At 63.5% G+C, this 21391-nt stretch carries 21 protein-coding genes; 7 read left to right on the forward strand and 14 right to left on the reverse strand.

What is annotated here, in order from left to right; translation table 11 throughout:
• Positions 1 to 80: 80 nt before the first annotated feature.
• The 4 genes from CKO27_RS13090 (at position 81) to tnpA (ending at position 2724) form a co-directional block, all read left to right on the forward strand.
• Complete coding sequence (locus tag CKO27_RS13090) at positions 81 to 446, forward strand: response regulator (RefSeq protein ID WP_200375345.1); 366 nt, start codon at positions 81 to 83, stop codon at positions 444 to 446.
• Between the two features lie 3 nt (positions 447 to 449).
• Entirely contained in the window at positions 450 to 1064 is a 615-nt protein-coding gene (locus CKO27_RS13095) for a chemotaxis protein CheX (RefSeq protein WP_338116023.1), read from the forward strand.
• Positions 1064 to 2029 (forward strand): GGDEF domain-containing protein, encoded by a 966-nt coding sequence (locus tag CKO27_RS13100; RefSeq protein WP_200375346.1) that lies wholly within the window; start codon positions 1064 to 1066, stop codon positions 2027 to 2029. The genes CKO27_RS13095 and CKO27_RS13100 overlap by 1 nt, the downstream gene beginning before the upstream one ends.
• A 263-nt stretch (positions 2030 to 2292) precedes the next feature.
• Positions 2293 to 2724, forward strand: coding sequence for an IS200/IS605 family transposase (gene tnpA, locus CKO27_RS13105; protein ID WP_200375347.1), 432 nt, complete (start codon positions 2293 to 2295; stop codon positions 2722 to 2724).
• A gap of 330 nt (positions 2725 to 3054) precedes the next feature.
• Here the strand turns inward: tnpA and ihfB are convergent, their stop codons facing one another.
• The 4 genes from ihfB to aroA all read right to left on the reverse strand — a co-directional run bounded on the left by ihfB (position 3055) and on the right by aroA (position 7338).
• Complete coding sequence (gene ihfB / locus CKO27_RS13110) at positions 3055 to 3411, reverse strand: integration host factor subunit beta (protein ID WP_200375348.1); 357 nt, start codon at positions 3409 to 3411, stop codon at positions 3055 to 3057.
• Between the two features lie 77 nt (positions 3412 to 3488).
• Entirely contained in the window at positions 3489 to 5171 is a 1683-nt protein-coding gene (gene rpsA, locus CKO27_RS13115; RefSeq protein WP_200375349.1) for a 30S ribosomal protein S1, read from the reverse strand.
• 155 nt (positions 5172 to 5326) lie between these two features.
• Positions 5327 to 6004, reverse strand: a complete 678-nt coding sequence (gene cmk, locus CKO27_RS13120; RefSeq protein ID WP_200375350.1) for a (d)CMP kinase — start codon at positions 6002 to 6004, stop codon at positions 5327 to 5329.
• Positions 6001 to 7338, reverse strand: a complete 1338-nt coding sequence (gene aroA / locus CKO27_RS13125; protein ID WP_200375351.1) for a 3-phosphoshikimate 1-carboxyvinyltransferase — start codon at positions 7336 to 7338, stop codon at positions 6001 to 6003. Before aroA ends, cmk begins: the two co-directional genes overlap by 4 nt.
• A gap of 157 nt (positions 7339 to 7495) precedes the next feature.
• Between aroA and CKO27_RS13130 the strand changes: the two genes are divergently transcribed.
• Complete coding sequence (locus CKO27_RS13130) at positions 7496 to 8908, forward strand: dihydrolipoyl dehydrogenase (protein ID WP_200375352.1); 1413 nt, start codon at positions 7496 to 7498, stop codon at positions 8906 to 8908.
• A 66-nt stretch (positions 8909 to 8974) separates the two neighbouring features.
• The gene (gene yhbY / locus CKO27_RS13135; RefSeq protein ID WP_200375353.1) at positions 8975 to 9277 is read left to right on the forward strand and encodes a ribosome assembly RNA-binding protein YhbY; all 303 of its coding nucleotides are present in this window, start codon (positions 8975 to 8977) and stop codon (positions 9275 to 9277) included.
• A gap of 58 nt (positions 9278 to 9335) precedes the next feature.
• On the opposite strand, the gene CKO27_RS13140 is transcribed toward yhbY, so the two are convergent.
• The 7 genes from CKO27_RS13140 to CKO27_RS13170 all read right to left on the reverse strand — a co-directional run bounded on the left by CKO27_RS13140 (position 9336) and on the right by CKO27_RS13170 (position 15532).
• Positions 9336 to 10220: a 23S rRNA (adenine(2030)-N(6))-methyltransferase RlmJ gene (locus CKO27_RS13140; protein ID WP_200375354.1), complete on the reverse strand. Its 885-nt coding sequence runs from the start codon at positions 10218 to 10220 to the stop codon at positions 9336 to 9338.
• A gap of 382 nt (positions 10221 to 10602) precedes the next feature.
• Positions 10603 to 11340, reverse strand: coding sequence for a hypothetical protein (locus CKO27_RS13145; RefSeq protein WP_200375355.1), 738 nt, complete (start codon positions 11338 to 11340; stop codon positions 10603 to 10605).
• Positions 11341 to 11462: 122 nt separating this feature from the next.
• Complete coding sequence (locus tag CKO27_RS13150; RefSeq protein WP_200375356.1) at positions 11463 to 12212, reverse strand: S-methyl-5'-thioinosine phosphorylase; 750 nt, start codon at positions 12210 to 12212, stop codon at positions 11463 to 11465.
• Positions 12213 to 12316: 104 nt separating this feature from the next.
• Positions 12317 to 12772, reverse strand: a complete 456-nt coding sequence (locus CKO27_RS13155) for a hemerythrin domain-containing protein (protein WP_200375357.1) — start codon at positions 12770 to 12772, stop codon at positions 12317 to 12319.
• A gap of 212 nt (positions 12773 to 12984) precedes the next feature.
• Positions 12985 to 13536: a hypoxanthine-guanine phosphoribosyltransferase gene (locus tag CKO27_RS13160; protein ID WP_200375358.1), complete on the reverse strand. Its 552-nt coding sequence runs from the start codon at positions 13534 to 13536 to the stop codon at positions 12985 to 12987.
• Positions 13533 to 14609, reverse strand: a complete 1077-nt coding sequence (nagZ, locus tag CKO27_RS13165; RefSeq protein ID WP_200375359.1) for a beta-N-acetylhexosaminidase — start codon at positions 14607 to 14609, stop codon at positions 13533 to 13535. The genes CKO27_RS13160 and nagZ overlap by 4 nt, the downstream gene beginning before the upstream one ends.
• Before the next feature lie 155 nt (positions 14610 to 14764).
• Positions 14765 to 15532 carry an ABC transporter permease gene (locus CKO27_RS13170; RefSeq protein ID WP_200375360.1) on the reverse strand — a complete coding sequence of 256 codons (768 nt, stop codon included), beginning with the start codon at positions 15530 to 15532 and terminating at the stop codon, positions 14765 to 14767.
• 185 nt (positions 15533 to 15717) lie between these two features.
• Between CKO27_RS13170 and ftsH the strand changes: the two genes are divergently transcribed.
• Positions 15718 to 17634: an ATP-dependent zinc metalloprotease FtsH gene (ftsH, locus tag CKO27_RS13175; protein ID WP_200375361.1), complete on the forward strand. Its 1917-nt coding sequence runs from the start codon at positions 15718 to 15720 to the stop codon at positions 17632 to 17634.
• Between the two features lie 110 nt (positions 17635 to 17744).
• On the opposite strand, the gene CKO27_RS13180 is transcribed toward ftsH, so the two are convergent.
• From CKO27_RS13180 to CKO27_RS13190, 3 genes are all read right to left on the reverse strand, one after another.
• A complete protein-coding gene (locus CKO27_RS13180) occupies positions 17745 to 17984 on the reverse strand; it encodes an acetyltransferase (protein WP_200375362.1) in 240 nt (79 codons plus the stop codon).
• 170 nt (positions 17985 to 18154) lie between these two features.
• Positions 18155 to 19360 carry a DUF4214 domain-containing protein gene (locus tag CKO27_RS13185; RefSeq protein ID WP_200375363.1) on the reverse strand — a complete coding sequence of 402 codons (1206 nt, stop codon included), beginning with the start codon at positions 19358 to 19360 and terminating at the stop codon, positions 18155 to 18157.
• 164 nt (positions 19361 to 19524) lie between these two features.
• A complete protein-coding gene (locus CKO27_RS13190; protein ID WP_200375364.1) occupies positions 19525 to 21186 on the reverse strand; it encodes an RHS repeat domain-containing protein in 1662 nt (553 codons plus the stop codon).
• Between the last annotated feature and the right edge of the window lie 205 nt (positions 21187 to 21391).

Here is a 21391-nt window from a genome sequence, read left to right on the forward strand (position 1 = left end):
CGACTCCGTCGCTCTCCAGCCCCGATATCCACGGACCCTTTACTCAATATGATGTCCCAGCAAACGAGCCCACGAAGCCAATGGACAACCCTCTACTCCTGATCGTTGATGACAGCAAGATGTCGCGGATGATGATCGCCCGCCTGGTCGGCGATCTGCGGCCCGACTGGCGCCTCGCCGAGGCCGCGGACGCCGCCGAGGCCCTGGCCATGATCGAGCACGAGCCTCCGACGCTCGTCAGCATGGACGTGAACATGCCCGGCATGAGCGGACTGGAAGCCGCCGGCCGGATCCGTCTGCGCAATCCGGATATTCGCGTCGTCCTGTGCACGGCCAATATCCAGGATGCCGTGCGCCAGGCCGCCGAGAAGGCCGGCGTTCATTTCGTCGCCAAGCCGATCACGCCCGAGTCGGTGTCGCGCATGGTCGCCTTTTTCGAGGAATAGCTCGTGCCCGATTTCACCGAGATGCAGCGCGACGCCCTGGGTGAACTCTTCAACCTGGGGGTGGGACAGGCCGCGAACAGCCTGAGCCTGATGGTGCGCGACGAGGTCGAACTCTCGGCCCCGGTGGTCGAGTTGGTACGCCCCGAGGCCGTGGCCGCCACCCTGCTCGGCTCTGAGTTCAAGGAGCTGAGCATGGTCACCATCGATTTTTCAGGCCCTTTCGATGCCATGGCCATTCTGCTCTTTCCCGAGCGCAACGCGCTGGCGATCGTGAGCCACATGCTCGACCCCGGCATGTCCCCGGAGGAAATGTCCGAGTTCGAGCAGGAGGCGATGTGCGAGATCGGCAACGTCATCCTCAACGCCTGCATGAGCTCGCTGGCCAACGAGTTCGGCGTCGAATTCCATGGCGGCCTGCCCGAACATCATTTCAGCGATACCGACTCCTTGCCGCTGTTCGGCGAGACGGACGACCAGGTCGTTCTCCTGCTCCAGATCCGGCTCAACATGCGCCAGGAGCGTGTGCAGGGCCATCTGCTCTTTCTGTTGAGCGTCAGCTCACTGAATGCCCTGCTGGAATGCGTCGACGGCTACCTGGCGAGACTTGGTCTGTCCTGATGGATGGCGAGCTTGGAAAACAACTGATCGATAGCCTGCGGATCGGTGTCATCCTGCTCGACCCGAACGGCCGCGTGATCGCCTGGAACGCCTGGATGAGACGGCACAGCGGCCTCCAGTTGGCCGATGTCTCCGGGCGTCTGATCGCGGAGGTTTTTCCCGACACCGCCAACAGCCGCCTCGGGATCGGCATCGAGCAAGCCTTGCGTTTCAAGCTCTCCTCGATGCTCGCGCCGGGGCTGAATCCCGGAATGCTGCCGCTCCACCAGAAGCCGGCGGACCGCAAGCTCGATCGGCGCATGCAGCAGCTCGTCTATGTCACCCCGTTGAATCACGCCCAATGCGCCTGTCTGATCCAGATCCATGACATGACCGCCACGGTGCGCCGCGAGCAGCGCCTGCGCGCCCAGTCCTCGCAATTGATCGAGACGGCCTACCGCGACGCGCTCACCGGCATCGGCAACCGCCGTCGCTTCGATCATGACCTGGCCGAGCGCTTCCGGCAGGCGCAGCAACGGCGCAGCCCGGTGGCCTTGCTCATGATCGACGTCGATGAATTCAAGGCCTACAACGACCACCTCGGCCATCCCAAGGGCGATGCCTGTCTGATCAAGGTCGCGACGACCCTGCAGGAAACGCTGCGAGGACAGGACGATGGCATGACGCGCTACGGCGGCGAGGAGTTCGCCCTGCTGCTCGCGGATACGACGCTGGATGAAGCCTGCGCCGTCGCCGAACGGCTGCGCCAGGGAATCCAGGATCTCCGGATACCGCATCCCAACTCGCACGGCCCAGGTCATGTCACCGTGAGCGTCGGCATCGCCGCCATGGTTCCCACCGCCGACCAGCTCTGCTACATCCTCCTCGCCCAGGCCGATCTAGCCCTCTACACCGCGAAGGACGCGGGACGCAACCGCTGCATGTGCTACGACCCGGACAGCGGCGAGGCGAATCACTGCCGCTGAAGGCAAGCTCGGCCCTCATGGGTTAGGCGATTTCCGGGAAAGTCCGTACCCGACCGAAAGCCCCGGAATTGGACAGGATTATTCAAGATTTACAGGATTAAAAACAGAGTTTTAAAAATCCTGTCAATCCTGCGAAATCCTGTTACTCAGTTGAGAAATCCCCCGGCTTTGCCGGGGTGACCGTAGAAGTTTGACATTTACGGGAGTCCATCGGGGACACTCCCTAGCGTGAGCCGCCAAGCACACGTTTGAGGAGAGTCCCGATGGACGACTTTGACAGCCTAAGCCACTCCCGGTGGGAGTGTAAATATCATCTTGTTTTCATTCCGAAGGGCCGCCGGAAGGTTCTGTCTGGACAGTGGCGGTCACATCTCGGAGAGGTGTTCCACAAGCGTGCGAGTCACAAGGAATGTCGAATCGAAGAAGGACATCGGATGGCCGACCCTGTTCACAGGCTGATCTCGATTCCGCCGAAGTACGCCGTCTCCGAGGTGGTTGGTTACATCAAGGGTAAGAGTGCCATCCACTTGGCACGGGTCTACGGCGAGCGGCAACGCAATGACCGTGGTCAGCCTTTCTGGGCACGCGGCTATTGTGTCTCGACGGTAGGTCGCAATGAGGCCACGATCCGAACGTACATTCAGCGCCAAGAGGCCGAGGATCAGCGACTCGAGCCGTTGAATCCGTGGCGCTGATCGACCGCCTTTAGGCGGCCCAAAAACCGTGGGGCCGCGTTAGCGACCCCTGGCCGCTTCGAGCGGCTCACGAATTCAAAGCCCCCGGCTCGGCCGGGGGATGGTTACTCATAGTCGCGTTTGAATGAGGCTTGAGTCTGAGATTGCTATTAAGCCGCTGATATATATGGTTTTTAAGATAATTGCAATCATGGAGAGGCTGTTCGGACAGCGAGCGGCTTGGGGAAACAAGAGGCTGGTCGGCGATAGCGTCACTGAAACGTGAACGAGATCAAGAAGGGGCGGGGCTGATGCCGCGCAGACGCGGCGCCAGTTGAAAAGTCGTCGGAATCAGCGAGCCGCCGCGACCGGCATCCGCCGAACCTCGTCGTCGTCCATCGGCCCCTCGGACTCGCTGGAACCTTGAAAGGCTTGATTGACACGGTCCCTGAGTTCCTTACCTGGCTTGAAGTGCGGCACGTACTTGCCGGCCAGCGCGACCGAGTCACCCGTCTTGGGATTGCGTCCGATGCGTGGTGGACGGTAATGCAGCGAAAAGCTTCCGAATCCGCGGATCTCGATCCGCTCTCCGGACGCGAGCGCCGTGCTCATGCGCTCGAGGATCTTCCTGACCGCCTCCTCGACATCTTTATAAGGGAGATGGTCCTGGTCGGCAGCCAGAATGTCGATCAGCTCCGATTTCGTCATATCGTCGACTCCTGGGAAAAACGATCAGGGTCCGGTCCGTGACCGGACCCTGGCATCCTGGTTGGACGAGGCGGGCGTCAACCCCCGCGCTGGGCCTCTTCCATCTGCTCCTTAAGGATGTCGCCAAGCGTCGCCGTACCGCTCGCCGCGTCGCGCGAGTAACCCTTCATCGCGGTCTGCTCTTCTTCCGCGTCCTTTGCCTTCATGGAGAGCGAGAGGGTACGGTTTTTGCGGTCGACGCCCAGGAACTTGGCCTCGATTTCCTCGCCGACCTTCAGCACCGCGCGGGCATCCTCGACCCGGTCACGCGAGATCTCGGAGGCGCGCAGATAGCCCTCGACGCCGTCGCCCAGGGTGATGGTCGCGCCCTTGGGATCCACCTCGGCCACCACGCCGGTCACTACGCAGCCCTTCTCATGCAGGGCCACGAAGCTGGAGAAGGGATCCTTGTCGAGCTGCTTGACGCCGAGCGAAATGCGCTCGCGCTCCGGATCGACCGACAGCACCACGGTTTCCAGCTCATCGCCCTTCTTGTAGCGACGCAGGGCCTGCTCGCCACCTTCGTCCCAGGAGATGTCGGAGAGATGGACCAGACCATCGATGCCGCCATCCAGACCGATGAAGATGCCGAAGTCGGTGATCGACTTGATCTTGCCGGAGACGTGATCGCCCTTCTTGTGGGTGACCGCGAACTCGTCCCAGGGGTTCATGGCGCACTGCTTGATGCCCAACGAGATGCGGCGACGCTCCTCGTCGATATCCAGCACCATGACCTCGACCTCGTCACCTAGGGACACGACCTTGCTCGGATGGATGTTCTTGTTGGTCCAATCCATCTCGGAGACGTGCACCAGACCCTCGACGCCTTCCTCGATCTCGACGAAGCAGCCGTAGTCGGCGATGTTGGTGACCTTACCGAAAACGCGGGTGCTCTCCGGATAACGGCGCGAGATATTGACCCAGGGATCCTCGCCCATCTGCTTGAGGCCAAGCGAGACGCGCTGACGGTCGCGATCGAACTTGAGCACCTTGACGGAGATCTCGTCGCCGATCTCGACCACCTCGGACGGATGCTTGACGCGACGCCAGGCCATGTCGGTGATGTGCAGCAGGCCGTCGATGCCGCCCAGATCCAGGAAGGCGCCGTAGTCGGTCAGGTTCTTGACGACACCCTTGACCTCCATGCCCTCTTCCAGGTTCTTGAGCAGGGTATCGCGCTCGGCGCTGTATTCCTCTTCCACCACCGCGCGGCGGGAGACGACGACATTGTTGCGCTTGCGGTCGAGCTTGATGACCTTGAATTCCTGCTCCTTGCCTTCGAGATAGGTGGTGTCGCGCACCGGGCGCACGTCCACCAGCGAGCCGGGCAGGAAGGCGCGCACGGTGCCGAGGTCGACGGTGAAGCCGCCCTTGACCTTGCCGTTGATAAGACCCTTGACTGTGTCGGCATTCTCGAACGCCTTCTCCAGATAGTCCCAGGCCGCGAAACGCTTGGCCTTCTCACGGGACAGACGGGTCACGCCAAAGCCGTCCTCGACGGCGTCCAGGGCCACTTCCACTTCGTCGCCGACGGCGACTTCCAGCAGTCCCTCGGGACTGATGAACTGGGAGCGCGGAACGACGCCCTCGGACTTGAGTCCAGCATTGATCACGACGTTGTCGGCGGTGATCTCGACCACCACTCCGACAACGATGGATCCCGGCTGGAGCTGGGTAGTACTCAGACTTTGTTCAAAGAGTTCGGCAAAGCTTTCGGTCATGGGGTGAAGTTATCCTGAGATCGGCGCGCTAACCCGCCCCATCCGGAGCGAGGGGTTTCAAGAAAATGAAAAGGCCGGCGCTTTCCGCGCCGACCCCACCTAATTAGGTACGTCCCGAGGCCGCCTGTGCGAAACAGGGCGACGGAGAGCGTTACCTATGAGCTTCGGGCGACCAGTTCCGGGAAGACGCGCCTTACCTCTTCCAGAACCCGATCGAACACTTCAGCGATGGACATTTGGGTGGAGTCCACCAGGACGGCATCCTCGGCGGCTCGCAGGGGTGCCACCGGACGGGTACGATCACGCATGTCCCGTTCACGAATGTCCGCGATCAGTTTTGGGAGGTTAGCACTCAACCCCTTTTCTTTCAACTGTTTATACCGGCGCTCGGCGCGAATTTCAGGACTTGCGTCGAGAAAAATCTTCAGGGGCGCGCGTGGGAAGACCACGGTTCCCATGTCGCGGCCATCGGCGACCAGACCCGGCGGGCGGGCCGCCCGTCGCTGCCAATCCAGCAGGACATCGCGCACGGCCGGATGCGCCGCCACCTGGGAGGCCGCCATCCCGGCCTCCTCGGCGCGAATCGCCTCGCTGACATCCTCTCCATCCAGGATCACCCGACCCGAGGCGAAGTCGACCGGCAGGGCCTCGGCCAGCGGCCTCAGCGCCTCCGGATCGTCGAGCGCCAGGCCACGGCGTCGGGCCGCGAGCCCCAGCACCCGGTAGAGCGCGCCGCTGTCGAGCGCATGCCAGCCCAGACGTTGCGCGACCAGGGTCGCGAGGGTGCCCTTGCCCGTCCCCGATGGACCGTCGATGGTGACGATGGGGGTCACGCCTGGAACTCCCGAATCCCGAGACCGGCCCCGGCCGAGAGCTCGGCGAATCCAGGGAAGGAGGTCTCGACATTCGCGCAATCGCGCACCTCGATCGGACCGCGCGCGCGCAGCCCGGCGACGGCGAAGGACATGGCGATCCGGTGATCGCCCTGGGCGTCGATCGCCCCCTCCCCCGCCTCGGTCGAGCCCAACTCGCCGCCGAGGATGCGGATTCCGTCCGGGGTCGGTTCCGCCTCGATGCCGAGCCGCGTCAGCCCGTCGGCCATGACCTGAATCCGGTCGCTTTCCTTGACGCGCAGCTCCGCCGCGCCGCTGAGCAGAGTCTCGCCCTCGGCACAGGCGGCGGCGATGAAGATCGCCGGGAATTCATCGATCGCGAGCGGCACCTGATCGACCGGAATGCGGATCCCATGCAAGCGCGCCGACTTGACGCGGATATCCGCCACCGGCTCGCCACCGGCCACGCGGCGATCGAGCAACTCGATATCCGCCCCCATGGTCCGCAGGATATTGATGACCCCGACCCGGGTCGGATTGATGCCGACCTCTTCGAGCAGGAGATCCGATCCGGGCGCGATGCTGGCGCCCACCAGGAAGAAGGCGGCGGAGGAAATATCGGCCGGAATCCGCAGGCGACAGCCGGTCAGTCGGCCGCCGCCGCTCAGACAGACCCGAGAGCCCTGCCGGCGCACCGGATAGCCGAAGGCGGTCAACATCCGCTCGGTATGATCGCGGGTCGGCTCGGTTTCGATGACGCAGGTCTCGCCCTCGGCGTAAAGGCCGGCCAGCATCAGGCAGGACTTGACCTGGGCGCTGGCCATCGGCAAGGGGTACTCGATTCCGCTCAGGCGCGGCGTGGGCTCGATCCGCAAGGGCGCGGTTCCATCCGGGCTGGTGAGGATGCGCGCGCCCATCCGCGCCAGCGGTTCCGTGACCCGACGCATGGGGCGCCGCGTCAGGGAGGCGTCGCCGATCAGGGTGACCGGGAAGGTCTGGCCCGCGAGAAGACCGGAAAGCAGGCGCATGGCGGTGCCCGAGTTGCCCATGTCGAGCGGACCCTCGGGGCTTTTCAGTCCACGCATTCCAACCCCGGCGACCTGGAGTTCGCCCGTGTCGGAGCGTTCGATCTCGACACCCATCGCCCGGAAGGCCGCGAGCGTCGCCAGGGCGTCGGCGCCTTCCAGGAAGCCGCTGATCCGGCTTCGACCCTCGGCGATCGCCGCCAGCATGATGGAACGATGGGAGATCGACTTGTCGCCCGGTACCCGCAAGCGCCCGGTCAAGGAACCTCCGGGAGTGATGAGATAACGAAGGTCGGTGACTGAGGACAAGGGGGTCTCCCGCGCTCGCGAGGTCGAGCCGTTGAAAAGCCCGGCATTCTAGTCCCGTGCCGGCAAGGGGTAAACCGCTGGCGCGCGCGCGGTCCGACACCTGGATACAATGGCTTGCCAAATCCCACGGCGCCCAGCTTCCAGCGAGGAGATCAACGTGTCCGAACGCCCTGTCGATGTCGTCATCATCGGATCCGGAACCGCCGGCCTCAACGCCATGGCGCAGGTCCGCCGCGCCGGCAAGACCTTCGTCCTTATCAACGGCGGCGAGGCCGGCACCACCTGCGCCCGCGTCGGCTGCATGCCCTCGAAGGCCATGATCCAGATCGCCGAGGATTTCCACCGGCGTAACCATCTGGGCAAATACGGCATCGACGGACATGAGGCCATGACGCTGGATATCCCCGAGGCGCTCGAACACGTCCAGGATCTGCGCGACACCTTCGTCGATCGGGTGCTCGGCAGCAGCACCGACGATCTGCCGGCGGATCTCTTCATCCAGGATTACGCCCGCCTGATCGAGCCGACCCTGATCGAGGTCGGCGGCCAGCGCCTCCGTGCCGGCGCGGTGGTCATCGCCACCGGCTCGCGCCCCCTGGTGCCCAAGCCCTGGCTGGATTTCGGCGACCGTCTGATCACCACCGACGATCTCTTCGAGCTGACCGACCTGCCCGCCAGCCTGGCCGTGATCGGACTCGGGACCATCGGGCTGGAACTGGGCCAGAGCCTGTCGCGGCTCGGTGTCTCCGTCACCGGCTTCGATCAGCTTGAGCGCATCGCCGGCATCCAGGATCCCGAGGTCAACCAGGCCGCCATCGACATCCTCGGCAAGGAATTCCCGATCCATCTGGGTCAGGCCGCCGAGATCCGCGAGGAAGGCGACCAATTGCGCGTCACGGCCGGAACGCACAGTGTCCTGGTGGACAAGGTGCTGTGCAGCATCGGGCGGGTGCCCAACACCGAGGGGCTGGGGCTGGAGCATCTGGGCGTCCCGCTCGACGCGCGCGGACTCCCCGCCGTCGATCCCAACAGCCTGCGGGTGGGCGAGCTTCCGGTCTACCTGGCGGGAGACATCACGGTCGAGCGGCCGATTCTTCACGAGGCCGGCGACGAGGGCCGGATCGCCGGCTACAATGCCGCGCGCGGCGAGGCCACGCGCTTCCGGCGCAAAACGCCCCTGTTCATCAATTTCTGCGACCCGAACATCTGCGCCGTCGGCCAACGCTGGAACGACCTGGATCCGCAGACCACCGCCGTCGGCCAGATCCGTTTCGCCCCGGTCGGACGCGCGCTCATCATGGGCAAGAACAAGGGTGTGCTGCGGGTCTACGCCGACAAGACCAGCGGGCGACTGCTGGGGAGCGAAATGATCGGCCCCAAGGGCGAGCATCTGGCCCATCTGCTCGCCTGGAGCATCCAGCAGGGACTCAGCGTCGGCGAGCTGCTGCGCATGCCCTTCTATCACCCGGTCATCGAAGAGGCGCTACAGGCCGCGCTGCATGACCTTTACGGCAAGGTCGAGGCCAAGAACAGCGGCGGACTTACCGAGTTGGAGGGGTTGCCGGACTAGCCTCCGGTCGAACGTCGCGCGCCAAACACTCATCAGAGACAGCAACAACAGGTATCGATTGACCCAATGCCCATTACCGCGAAGCAAAAACGCTGGCTGAAGCAGCAGATCCATCATCTCAAGCCGGTCGTCATCGTCGGTCAGCATGGCCTCACCGAGTCGGTCCTGGCCGAGATCGAGATCGCGCTCGCCCATCACGAACTGCTCAAGATCCGTATCAACGCGGGTGATCGCGAGGAGCGTGACGCCGCCATCAGCCTCATTCAGGAACGCACCCAGGCCGAGCTCGTCAGTCGTGTCGGCCATGTGGCGGCCTTCTACCGCTACAATCCAATGAAGCGCGATCCCATCCAGATCCCGAGGATCTGAGCGCCAGCCGCCCACCGCGAGGACCGCGGCCCATCGGGGTCGCTCCTCTCTTACCGATTCAAGGCCCCTTCGCCCCTCCGGCGCGCCATTCCAGCCGCCAGCCGGTCGGCCCTCGCCCCTTGGATTCCATACCGAACCCATCGATGGCGAGAAGGCTCGCGAGCCGCGGTAGCCATTGGCCGAGCCGCTCCTCGAATTGCCAGGGCGGGTTCACCAGGGCCAGGCCCGAACCATACATGCCGAACTCGTCCGACTGTGGCCGCACCACCAGTTCGGCCACCAGCAGCCGGGGGGCGATGCGCGACAAACGCTTGAGCAGAAGCTCGGCCTGATCGCGTTGCACGGCCAGACGCGGATACCAGATGGCGTAGACCCCGGTTGGCCAGCGCGCATGCGCCACTTCGAGACAGCTCGCGACCTGGGCGTAATCGGTCTTGACCTCATAGGGCGGATCGATCAGGACCAGCCCGCGGGGCGGTTTAGGGGGCAGCAGCGCCGCCAGTCCCTCGAAACCGTCGCGATAGTGGATGTGGATCCGGGGATCCGCGTTCAATTGGGCACGCAGGGTCGCCACTTCCGCCTTGTGCAACTCCATCAGGATCAGTCGGTCATCGGCTCGCAAGGCGTGACGCGCGATCCAGGGGGAGCCCGGATAGCGCGCGAGTCCGCCATTGGGATTCAGATCCGAGATCGCCTCGAAATAGCCGGACAGCTCCGGAAACTCATCCCGTCGCGGCCAGAGCCGCGCGATCCCATCGGCCGATTCGCCGGTCTTGCCGGCCTGCTCCCCGTCCAGGTCATAGACCCCGGCACCGGCGTGAGACTCCACATAGACCAGTGGCTTGGGCTTGGTCATGAGTGCCTCGAACAAGAGCGTCAGAACCCCATGCTTGAGGACGTCCGCGTGATTCCCGGCATGGAAGCCGTGGAGATAACTCAACATGTCGCGTCATCCAGGGTTAGTCTCGATCGGGCGGCGAGCATAGCCGGTGACCGCGCCGGATAGGTATCTCTCTTTACTCTATCCGCAAGACTCAGCGACGCGCGGGAGTCGCTGCTCAACCCTCTCGACCGGGGAGGGGTAAAACCCCCGCCTTTGGGCGGAAGCTTTAGGGCCTGTCATCAATGGTGGCTCCGATGCCAGCGGGGGCGAATGGATTGGCCGTGTTGTTGGTGGCGCGGATGTCGGGGCGAATGAATTTTCCCCTACAACCCAGCATTTCAATGGACCGCGTGCCTCATGAACGGCAGCCACCCAGCCGAGGCTGGGTGGCCACCGTCAGACCAACCGCGCCGGCAAGGCACCCGACGCGACCGAGATCGCCTCAGCGGGACGGCGCATAGCCCGGGGCATAACCCGGTCCATAGGCTGGGTAGCCATAGGGGCCGACCATCGGCGCCGATTCCCTCATGCGCTCCCAGTATTGACGCATGCGCGCGTCCGCTTCCCGGCGCATCTCCTCGTAGCGAGCCACCATCTGGGAACGCTGATCCTCCATGGACTCCCAATCGCTCGGCATCGGCGCCGAGGGACCCGGCTCGACGGCGGCCGCGCTCGGAGAAGGCGCGGGCGATTGCGGCGGCATCGCCGTCGCGACCTGGCTTTCAGCCCGAGGCGTCGCCGGAGTGGTTTGCGAAACGGCGGGCTGGGATGGGGTCGCGACCGCCGGAGCCGGAGCGGCCTCCACGACCGGCTTCTGGGTCGCGGCCGCCGTGTAGGTGGCCGGCGCATGCGTGGGCGTGGGCTTGACCGCCTCGACCGCTTCCTCTTTTTCCTTGATCAGGGACTTGGCGAAGACCGCCGACTCGGCCTCGCTGACCGGCTTGGGAGCGACAGCCTTGGGCGCCTCTTCCTCGGTCTTGGCCGCCACCTCGCCGGCCTCCTCCCCGGCGGGCTCGACGAACTTGGATAAACCCGGTATCGACGAGAGCGGAACCGGACTCAATTTAGCGATGGACTCCAGAAGCGCGCCCGCGGACGTGCTGCCGTCTTCCCGATCGACCGAACTGAGATAGACATAACCGAAGGCGATGACAGCCGACCATAGGACGAGCTTCGGCAACCAGCCGCGAGACGGACGAGACGAGGATTTTTCAGAGCTAGCCATTGTTCATTACCCCTGCAAGCATGCAGATTTTCTATATCGTTCAACCGTTTCTATAAAGCATCGAGTCGAATTCCGACTCAGGCCGCCCGGTTCTCGGCCGCCACGGCCGTCAGGACCGCCATTACCGGCTCGACACTCGACACAAGATTCTCCTCGATCTCCTTCATGGTTATGATGCGGCCACTCTTACCGGCGGCCCAATTGACGACGAAGGCCAGGCTGGCGTAGCAGAGCCCCAACTCGCGCGCGAGGCTCGCCTCGGGCATCCCGGTCATACCAACCATGTCGCAACCATCGCGTTCGTAGCGCAGAATCTCCGCGCGCGTCTCGAGTCGCGGCCCCTGAGTCGCGCCGTAGGTTCCCCCGACGACCACCGACCGCCCCAAGCGGGCGCAGGCGGCGATCAAGGCTCGGCGCAGATCCTCGCAGTAAGGCTCGGTCAGATCGATATGCCCGACGGTGCCCGACACCCCATCGTGAAGGGTATGCTCCCTTCCGTGTGTGTAATCGATGATCTGATCCGGAACCGCCAGCACCCGCGGACCATAGGCCGGCGTGATCCCGCCAACCGCAGCCAGGGCGACGACCCGCTCGGCCTGGCTGGCGCGCAACGCCCACAGATTCGCCCGATAGTTGATGCCATGTGGAGGGAGATGGTGCGACGGTCCATGGCGCGGGAGAAAAAGCACCTCCCGATCCCCGAGTCGACCACGCGCCACCGGAGCCGAGGTCTCGCCATAGGGTGTTTCGACTGGCCTGGAATCAATCACGGACAAGGATGGCAGACTCGCGAATCCCGAGCCGCCAATGATCGCGAGAAGACCCATGCGTCCACCACAAACGCTAAAGGTCGAAAGTTTACCGGAGAGCGGCTCGGAAACCAAACCGGCGCCTCGGGCGCCGGTCAGACATCAGCGGGGAAAAGCTTGACTCAGTGGCGTGAGGACGCGGGATCTTCCTTGAAGAGACCTATCTCCAAAAGCTTTGGAAACAGAACCTGCTCCTCACGATCGATCCGCTGCGCGACCATGTCGAAGACCTCATGGGTCTCGGCGAGAAATTCATCGGTAAAATTGAAGTCGCAGTTCTTGAGCCAGCGCTTGTGGTAGTCATCGAAGACCCGGCGCAGCGGCTTTTGGCCGCTGATGAATCCCCAGGCGATCGATTTCACCCTCGGATCCTCGTGGATCAGCAAATTCGGATAGATGCCGCGATCCTCTTCTGCGAGATGCTCGCGGACCTTGGTACCAAGGCCGCACAGCAGTTCGTAGGCGGTCTTGGCGTTGGGTCGGATCCTCAGGAGATCGGGTCTCAGGATCGACCTCAAATCGTCGATCATCTGCCGTAGTTCGGCATGGGAATTACGGTAGGTTTCCAGGGTCGGCATGCACCATCCTCCTAAAAGCGCGCACGAGTCAGGCACTCGTCAGGCCCGGTCGTGTCTCGATAGTGACGAGCCGAAAGCGCCCCTCGCTTTAGGGGAAGCCCGTTCCGGCACAAGTTCGGCGAACTTTGGACGATGTATAACAAAAGCCCTGGATAGTCAAAAAGCCTTTAATTATATTGGTATTTTGGCAAATACAGGAACAGGGTTCGGAGTCAGGCATCCACGTCGGCGACGGCGTAGAGACCGGGCGCGTTGCGGAAATAATTCTTGTAGTCGAGTCCGTAACCATAGAGGTAACGATCCGGAACCTGGATGCCGATGACATCCACGCCGCAGGCGTGCGCGCGCCGCTTCTCGACCAGTACGGCCGAGGTCAGGCTGGCGGCCCCATCCTCGCGACAGGCCCGCATCACCTGGTCCAGGGTGATGCCCTCGTCGAGGACGTCATCGAGCACCAGCACATGCTCGCCCCGGATCGCCTCCGAGGGACGATGACGCCAGGCGATCTCCCCGCCACGGGTGGCGCCCTGGTAACGACTGGCATGGATGTAGTCCAGCCGAAGCGGAAAATTCAGTCGCGGCAGCAAGAGACCGGCGACGATGACCGCGCCCGTCATCAGGCACAGCACGAGCGGATCCTTGTCGGCCAGACGCTCGGTCAGCGCCTCCGCCATGCGGTCGAGCGCCGCCTCGATGTCCTCGGTCGTGGCCAGGCATTCGGCGCGGCTTGCGACGGCCGCGTAGGTCCGTGAATCGAGTTTCATCCGGCTTTCTCCGGATCGGTGGGATCGCCGAGCGCCAGCTCAAGCGTGTCATGCGCCTCGAGCTCCGCGACATAACGCAGGGCGCGCGACCAGTCGGGAAGTTCATGCAGTCTCGGGCGCTCGGTCCGTCTGCGACCGTGCATGCGCAGCAGCCTCAGCGTGGCCGCAGGATCGCGATGGTCCGCGAAGGCCTCGAGGATCCGGATCGCGGCCGGACGGTTATTGCAGATCAACAGCATGTCGCACCCCGCCTCGGAGGCGGCGCGCGCGCGTTCGGGATGATCGCCGCCGGCATCGGCCGCGCCCATGTTGAGGTCATCGCTGAAAATGACACCCTGGAAACCCAGCCGACCGCGCAGGACATCCTTGAGCCAAACGGGAGAAAACCCGGCCGGGCGATGATCGACGCGCGGGTAGACCACATGCGCCGGCATCACGGCCTCCAGGCCGTGATCGATGAGATGGCGGAAGGGAATCAGGTCTTCCAGTTCCAGATCGACATAAGGCCGCCCGTCGGTCGGCAATTCGGCGTGGGAGTCCGCCGACACGCCGCCATGACCGGGGAAATGTTTACCGACGACCGACATCCCGGCGCGCCTCGAACCCTCGGCCCAACTCGAGGCCAGGTCGCAAATGGTCCGCGTGTCGGCACCGAAGCCGCGATCGCCGATCACCTGACTGATGCCACGATCCAGGTCCAGGACGGGGGCGAAGCTGAAATCCACGCCCACGGCGCGCAGTTCGGCCGCCATCAGCCAGGCCACGGACTCGCACGCCTGGCGCGCGCGCGCGGGTTTGGACTGGTAGAGCCGCCCGAAGCGCCCGGCCGGAGGCAGGCGGGTGAAGCCCTGGCGGAAACGTTGCACGCGCCCCCCCTCCTGATCGACGCCGATCAGCAGACGCGGCTCGCGCAGCGCGTGAATCGCCGCCGTGAGTTCGGTCAGTTGCTCCGGCGAAACGTAGTTGCGTGAGAAGAGGATGACCCCGCCGACGGCGGGATGACGCAGCAGATCGCGGTCCTCGGCGTCGAGCGCGGTGCCGGCGAGATCGAGCATCACGGGTCCGAGTGACATGCTAATCCTGGATCGAGTGGGCGATGCGAGCGTGGGGCCTGACTGTTCCATCGGAACCGTCGGGCTGGGTTATCTTATCCGGACCCTGTTGTAGCACAGCCGAACGCCGAGAGGCGAGCCCTCGGCCCATCGGACCGCCCTGATGAAACGCCGGCTCAAGGCCGGCGAGCGCGCCTGTCGAGGCGATCGCGCAAGGCGTCGCCGAGCCGATTGACCGAGAGCACGACCATCAGGATCGCCAACCCCGGCGCCAGGACCAGATGCGGCGCGACCAGGAGATAGGTGACGCCATCGCGTACCATGTTGCCCCAGGAGGCCTCGGGGGGTTGCACCCCGAGGCCGAGAAAGGAGAGACCGGCCTCCGCGACCACCGCGCCGGCGACACCGAAGGTCGCCTCGATCAGCAGCGGCGCCTGGGCCAGGGGGATGAGATGCCGGATCAGGATCGTCCAGCCGCCACGGCCGAGCGCGCGGGCGGCGGTCACATGGTCGCGCCGGACGAGCGAGAGGATCTGCGCCCGCGCGAGTCGCGCGTATCCCACCCATCCGACCGCGACCAGCGCGAGGATGATGTTATCGACACCTGGCCCCATGATCCCGGCCAGGGCGATCGCGAGCAGGATGCCGGGAAAGGCCATGAAGAGATCGATCACGCGGACCAGGACGAGATCGAGCCAGCCGCCGGCGAACCCCGAGACCGCACCGATCAGGGTGCCGATCAGGGCGCTGATCGCGACCACGCCGACACCCACGACAAAGGAGACGCGAGCGCCCGCCAGCACGCGGTCGAGCACCGGGCGCCCGAGATCGTCGCGCCCCAGAAGACCCCCTGGACCGGGTGGCGCCAGGAGGCGCGTCAAATCGACCTCGTCGGGTGACAAGCCCGACCAGGACGCCAGCAGCGCGGCCGCGACCCAGGCCATCAGGAACGCGAACGCGATTCGTGAAGTCCAATCCAAGCGCAAACCTGATAAGCTCCCGACGACACCAAGTCGTAACGAACCGCCCCGTTGGATTTACAGCCCCCGACCCGATCTAGCCACTTAAGCGTCGTGGTACGACGACACACCACGCATGGCGTACCCGGTCAACGAGGACAGCCCCGAGAATGAATGCCAAGAACCTGAACATCCTACTCTGGATCGCCGTCACCTTCTGGCTCGTGATGATGTTGAACAGTCTGACATCATCCGACCAGATCGAGGCTCGCAATCTGAGCTACAGCCAGTTCCTTCAGGAACTCTCCGACGGCTCGGTTAGGGAAGTCACCATTCAGGACGAGACCATCAAAGGTGTTCGCAGCGACGACTCGCGCTTTGAAACCTATGACCCGGGCGATCCCGGTCTGGTGGGCGATCTGCTGAAGAACAACGTCGTCATCCGCGCCAAGCCCCCGGAGACGCCCAGCCTCTTCATGCAACTGGTCGCCGCTTGGCTGCCCTTCCTGCTGCTCGCGGGCATCTGGATCTGGTTCATGCGGCGCGGTTCCGGCGGTGGCGCCGGCGGCATCTTCAACTTCGGCAAAAGCCGGGCACGGCAGCACGCCGAGGGCGAGGTCCGCGTGACCCTGCGCGACGTCGCCGGTGTCGACGAGGCCAAGGAGGAGGTCGGCGAACTGGTCGATTTCCTGCGCAACCCGCAGAAATTCTCCAGCCTGGGCGGACGCATCCCGCGCGGCGTGCTCATGGTCGGCCCCCCCGGCACGGGTAAGACACTGATCGCCCGCGCGATCGCCGGCGAGGCCAAGGTGCCCTTCTTCAGCATCTCGGGTTCGGACTTCGTGGAGATGTTCGTCGGCGTCGGCGCCTCGCGGGTGCGCGATCTGTTCGAACAGGCCAAGAAGAGCGCGCCCTGCATCATCTTCATCGACGAGATCGACGCGGTCGGCCGCAAGCGCGGCGCGGGCATCGGCGGCGGCCACGACGAGCGCGAGCAGACGCTCAATCAGCTCTTGGTCGAGATGGACGGCTTCGCCGGCAACGAGGGCATCATCGTGATCGCGGCGACCAACCGCGCCGACGTCCTGGATCCGGCCCTGCTGCGCCCCGGCCGTTTCGACCGCCAGGTCGTCGTCGGGCTGCCGGATCTGGCCGGCCGCGCGGCCATCCTCGAGGTCCACATGCGCAAGGTGCCCATCGCCGATGACGTGGTGGCCCGCACCATCGCGCGCGGCACGCCCGGATTCTCGGGCGCCGACCTCGCCAACCTGGTCAACGAGGCCGCCCTCTTCGCCGCCCGCGCCGGCCACACCGAGGTATCGATGGCCATGTTCGAGAAGGCCAAGGACAAGATCATGATGGGCGCGGAACGGCGCAGCATCGTGATGTCCGAGTCCGAGAAGAAGCTCACCGCCTATCACGAGGCCGGACACGCCATCGTCGGCCGTCTGGTTCCCGAGCACGACCCGGTCCATAAGATCAGCATCATCCCGCGTGGGCGCGCGCTGGGCGTCACCATGTTCCTCCCGGAACGCGACCGCTACAGCATGAGCAAGCGTCAACTGGAGAGCCAGATCTCCAGTCTCTTCGGCGGACGGCTGGCCGAGGAGATGATCTTCGGACCCGAGCAGGTCACCACCGGCGCCTCCAACGACATCGAGCGCGCGACCGATATCGCCCGCAGCATGGTGACCCGCTTCGGCCTGTCCGATGTCATGGGGCCGCTGGCCTACGCCGAGGACGAGGGCGAGGTCTTCCTCGGCCGCTCGGTGACCCAGCAGCGTCAGGTCTCGCCCGAGACCGCGCAGGCTATCGACAAGGAGGTGCGCGCCATCATCGACCGCAACTATCAGCGCTCCAAGCAACTGCTCGACGAGAACATGAACAAGCTGCATACCATGGCCGAGGCGCTGCTCACCTTCGAGACCATCGGGCGGGATCAGATCGACGACATCATGGAAGGCCGCCCGATGCGCGAGCCCGAGGACGATCGCGGCGGATCGACCCCGAAGGCGGGAGACGGAAACGACGCGCCCCACGGAGGAGCGGCGCGCAAACAGCCACCGCTTCCGATCGGCGGGGTCTGAGCCGGGAACCAGGACCGACCGTTCCGGCCGGACACCAAAAAGCCTCCACGAGCGATCGCGGAGGATTTTTCATGCCTTGAAGATTCAGGGCCATCCAGTGGCCCGAGGATTCAGGAGGCCTTGCGATAGGAGTGATGAACGGCCTCGTCACGATAATGGACGTCGGTCCAGCAACGCGGCATGGACTCATCCGACGTGAAGACCAGATCGGTCTTCTCGAAGCGCTCCGGCTCCTGGATCTCCTCGCCGGCATGGTAGCGACCGATGATGCTCGCATGCATGGGGTTGAACAGATCCGCCTGGCTCAGAACCTCGACCAGTTTTTCGCTCGCGCGGTGTTTGAGAAACATGGCTTGCCCTCCTCTTTGGACGTCTCAGCCTTCAATTTCCAGTATGGCACCTGGTTGCCGCCCGGCAAGCGGATAGGGCATCCGCCATTCGCTTCCGCAACCTCAACTTCTCACGGCACCAAGGGCATAGACCCGGCGGGCTTTGGATCCGTATACAGGAGCAGGCTTCCTCAAATCAGCGTCGGATCCACGTCCAACTGTTGTCCGATAAACCCAACGTATGTATCCGACGCCGAGGGCAGAAAGCGATCATGATATTCCTCGCTGCCGAAGAAGACCGAGGCATGGTCGAGCGCATTCCCATCCTCGCCGATCTGGGCAAGCCAGTAGGCATAACCCGCCGCGTCCGGTGCCCGATCCAGCAAGCCCAGATAGAGCATGTCCAAACCGACCACTTCGGTCGAGATCAAGCGGTACTCGGGCGAAGTCACGAACCCGAACACAACATCGGTTCGACTCATCCCGTTCGTCAAGGCGTCGCTCCAATAAGCGACCTCCTCCGGCCCTGGATCCCGGTCCAGGATATTGCGATAAAGCGCACCAACATAGGCCTCATTTTCCAGGGATCCATAGAGCTGCTGGAACTCAATGGATGCGCCAAAGGCATTCACAATATCGCGCTGGCTGGCGCCTTCGGATAGTCGCTCCATCCAGTAATTCAAGCCGCAATGATCGGGATAGCGGTCCAGCACAGCCTCATAGATCCTAACGATGGATGCCATTCCATCCTGGTACTCGGTCGTCGCCATAACGGTCTCGAGTAGTTGAATCCGATTGAGCGACCCTGTCTGGAGACTGCTCGACCAATAGGCAACGCCCGATTCATCGCCTTCGCGGTTCAGAAGATCCCGGTAGAGCTGACGCACGAACAATTCGTCATTACCGAACACATCGTTGTCTTTCACTAACGGGTCGAAGCCCAGAACGGCCTCAACCGAATCGATCATGCCATCGTCGTCACTGTCCGGAAGGAAGGGATCGTAGGGGCATCCCTCGGGAGGCCGGTCGGGGTCGATCGCACCGTAGACGATCGTGCCGGAGCCAAACACCCGGTTAAAGTCCGCCACCGAATTGAGTTGCCGATCCAGTCCGGCGGACAAACCGGACAGATGGATGACCACCACGGAGCCATCGTAGGCCCATTGCACATCCAGTGCGTTGTCGGAGAAATCCGTATTTTGAATCGTGGCGAGATTTCCGCTAGGAAAACGAAGAATATCGCGCGCCGAGAAGCCATTGATATCGTAGCTATAGTTTCCCGGAGCGATCTGAAACGAGACGTCAGCGGTGCTGGCGTCGTAGGGAACGCGGTTGGTCTCCGTGACCAAGACCGTTCTGGCGGTGTCACTGGATGAGCGATTCGTCTCCATAGCCATAGCAAGGAAGTCCTAACCAAAATCGAAGAATGGATTATCGATGAACTCGCCAGCGATGCTGGAGCCACCTGGATCGGTCCGAGAGGAAACCTGACGCGAGATTAGCCCCCAAATCTTATTCGGCTGGGTGCGCGGCCAAACCGCTCACCCAGCCGAATTTCACGCTAGAAAGCCGTAAGCGGGAAACGCGCGACATCGGCGGCATCGAAGCGACTACCCAGTTGGGTGGCCGTGAAACCGCCAGGAGCGACCGCGTTCATGATCTGATTGCCAAACTGCATCGTCGTACCACTGAGTTTCACCCATACCGCACCATCGCTGAAGGCAAAGCGGGTACCATCGGCATCACCCTGAACGGCGACCAAGGCGACCCCAGCATTCCCCATCCAAATCTCTACCGTGTTGCCATGCTGCTGAAAGCGATAGTCGCTCAACGGACCGTCCATCTCGACGCGCTCGACATTCTGATCGATCTCTAGGGACGGCGCGCCGATGATCTGGACCGTCTCACCCCCCGTGCTTCCGTAGACGTCGCTGAGGTCGGCAACCGTGATCAGGCCATCCGGACTCAGATAGACCGCGTTTGGCAGCTCGTTGGCGGTAAAGACGCCACTACCTGTGCCATCCGTCGTATCAAGGGAACGGCCCAGACTCGCGGCCGTGAAGGTTCTTGCGGTTTCGGCCAGGGTCTGGTTACCCAGGAGGACGGCCGAACCCTGTTCCCTCAGGCCGGTAGCGCCTTCGCTGAAGGCGAGAACCGTTCCGTCCGCATCGCCCTGGACCCTGATGGTCACAACGAGCCGACCAGCCTCGCGAATCTCGACGGTCGTTCCGACCCGCGCGAACGAATAGCTGTCCAAACGCCCGGAAAGTTCGACCCGCTCGATGTCCCGATCCACCGTGGGGTAGTAACCGCCCCGCAAGCGCACCGTTTCCTCGCCCATCTCGCCATGGAGGCGCACGGCGTTGAAAATATTGATACCGCTGTCCGCCGACAGATAAACGGCGGACGGCGTGGCGAAAAAGCCGGGCGCACCGGGATCGACGATCCTTCCGTTGACCTGACCATCGGCATCGAACTCACCACCGTCTTCAATCTCGAAATCGATCCGTGTCTTGCGGCCAACGCGCGTGATCGTCGTGGCGATATCGACCCACACGCCCAAGGCGTTACGCTTGAAATAACCGTTGACCGGAATGTCATCGTCCACGAAGACCGAGAAGCCCAGGGTAGCGCCAGGTCTGACGCCGCCGACCTCGAAGCCAAGCAGACCGAAGGGCAAGTCAAGCCCGGCCGGTGCGTCGCTCGGCGCCGGCTGGGTGCGGACGTTCTCCTGTCCCAATCCGCTGTCGTTGGCCAGGGTGACGAAACGCATCTGGTCGTCCGGGCTTTCGACCCAGGGCAGCGAACTTACATCGTCTTGCTGGACGTCCGGGATGCGGTCACCGTTGCCATCGCCCTGGCCCGTGCCGCTCGGATCGGGCACGAGCGTTTCGACCCCGTCAGGAATGCTGTCGTCGTCATCGTCAGGCAGATTGGGCCAGTCGGATACGGGTGGAATATCAGGATTCGGATTCGGAGTTGGATCCGGGTCCGGGTCCGGGTCTGGCGAGGGGGGGGTGGTGCCGGAATGAGACACCCTGGCGATATTGCCCGCCTGATCGAAGGCATATTGAATCGACTGACCCGTGCTGTAGCTCACCGAGGTCAGACGGCCAATGGCATCGTAGGCATAGGTAACAGTGGCCGATGCCGCCTTGGCCACCGGGACCGCGCAAAGGAGGGCCGGCAGCGACACCGCGAGATAAGGTAGCAACCTGTTCATAGACATTGCGCGCCAGACCGCCCGCGACTTCCATCGCGGCAGAAAGCACGCCCTCCTTGGATTCATGTTTTAAGAAAGCGCCACATGCGCGCTAAACCCGCCAACCTCGCTAAAACCCCAACCAAAACCACCGATTTTCCGATGGGTAGGATGGGTAGAGCGCAGCGAAACCCATCATTCCACCATCGACGCAGTGAACGATGGG

Origin of the sequence: Thiocystis violacea (assembly GCF_016583575.1) — a bacterium.
Taxonomy (GTDB): Bacteria; Pseudomonadota; Gammaproteobacteria; order Chromatiales; family Chromatiaceae; genus Thiocystis; species Thiocystis violacea.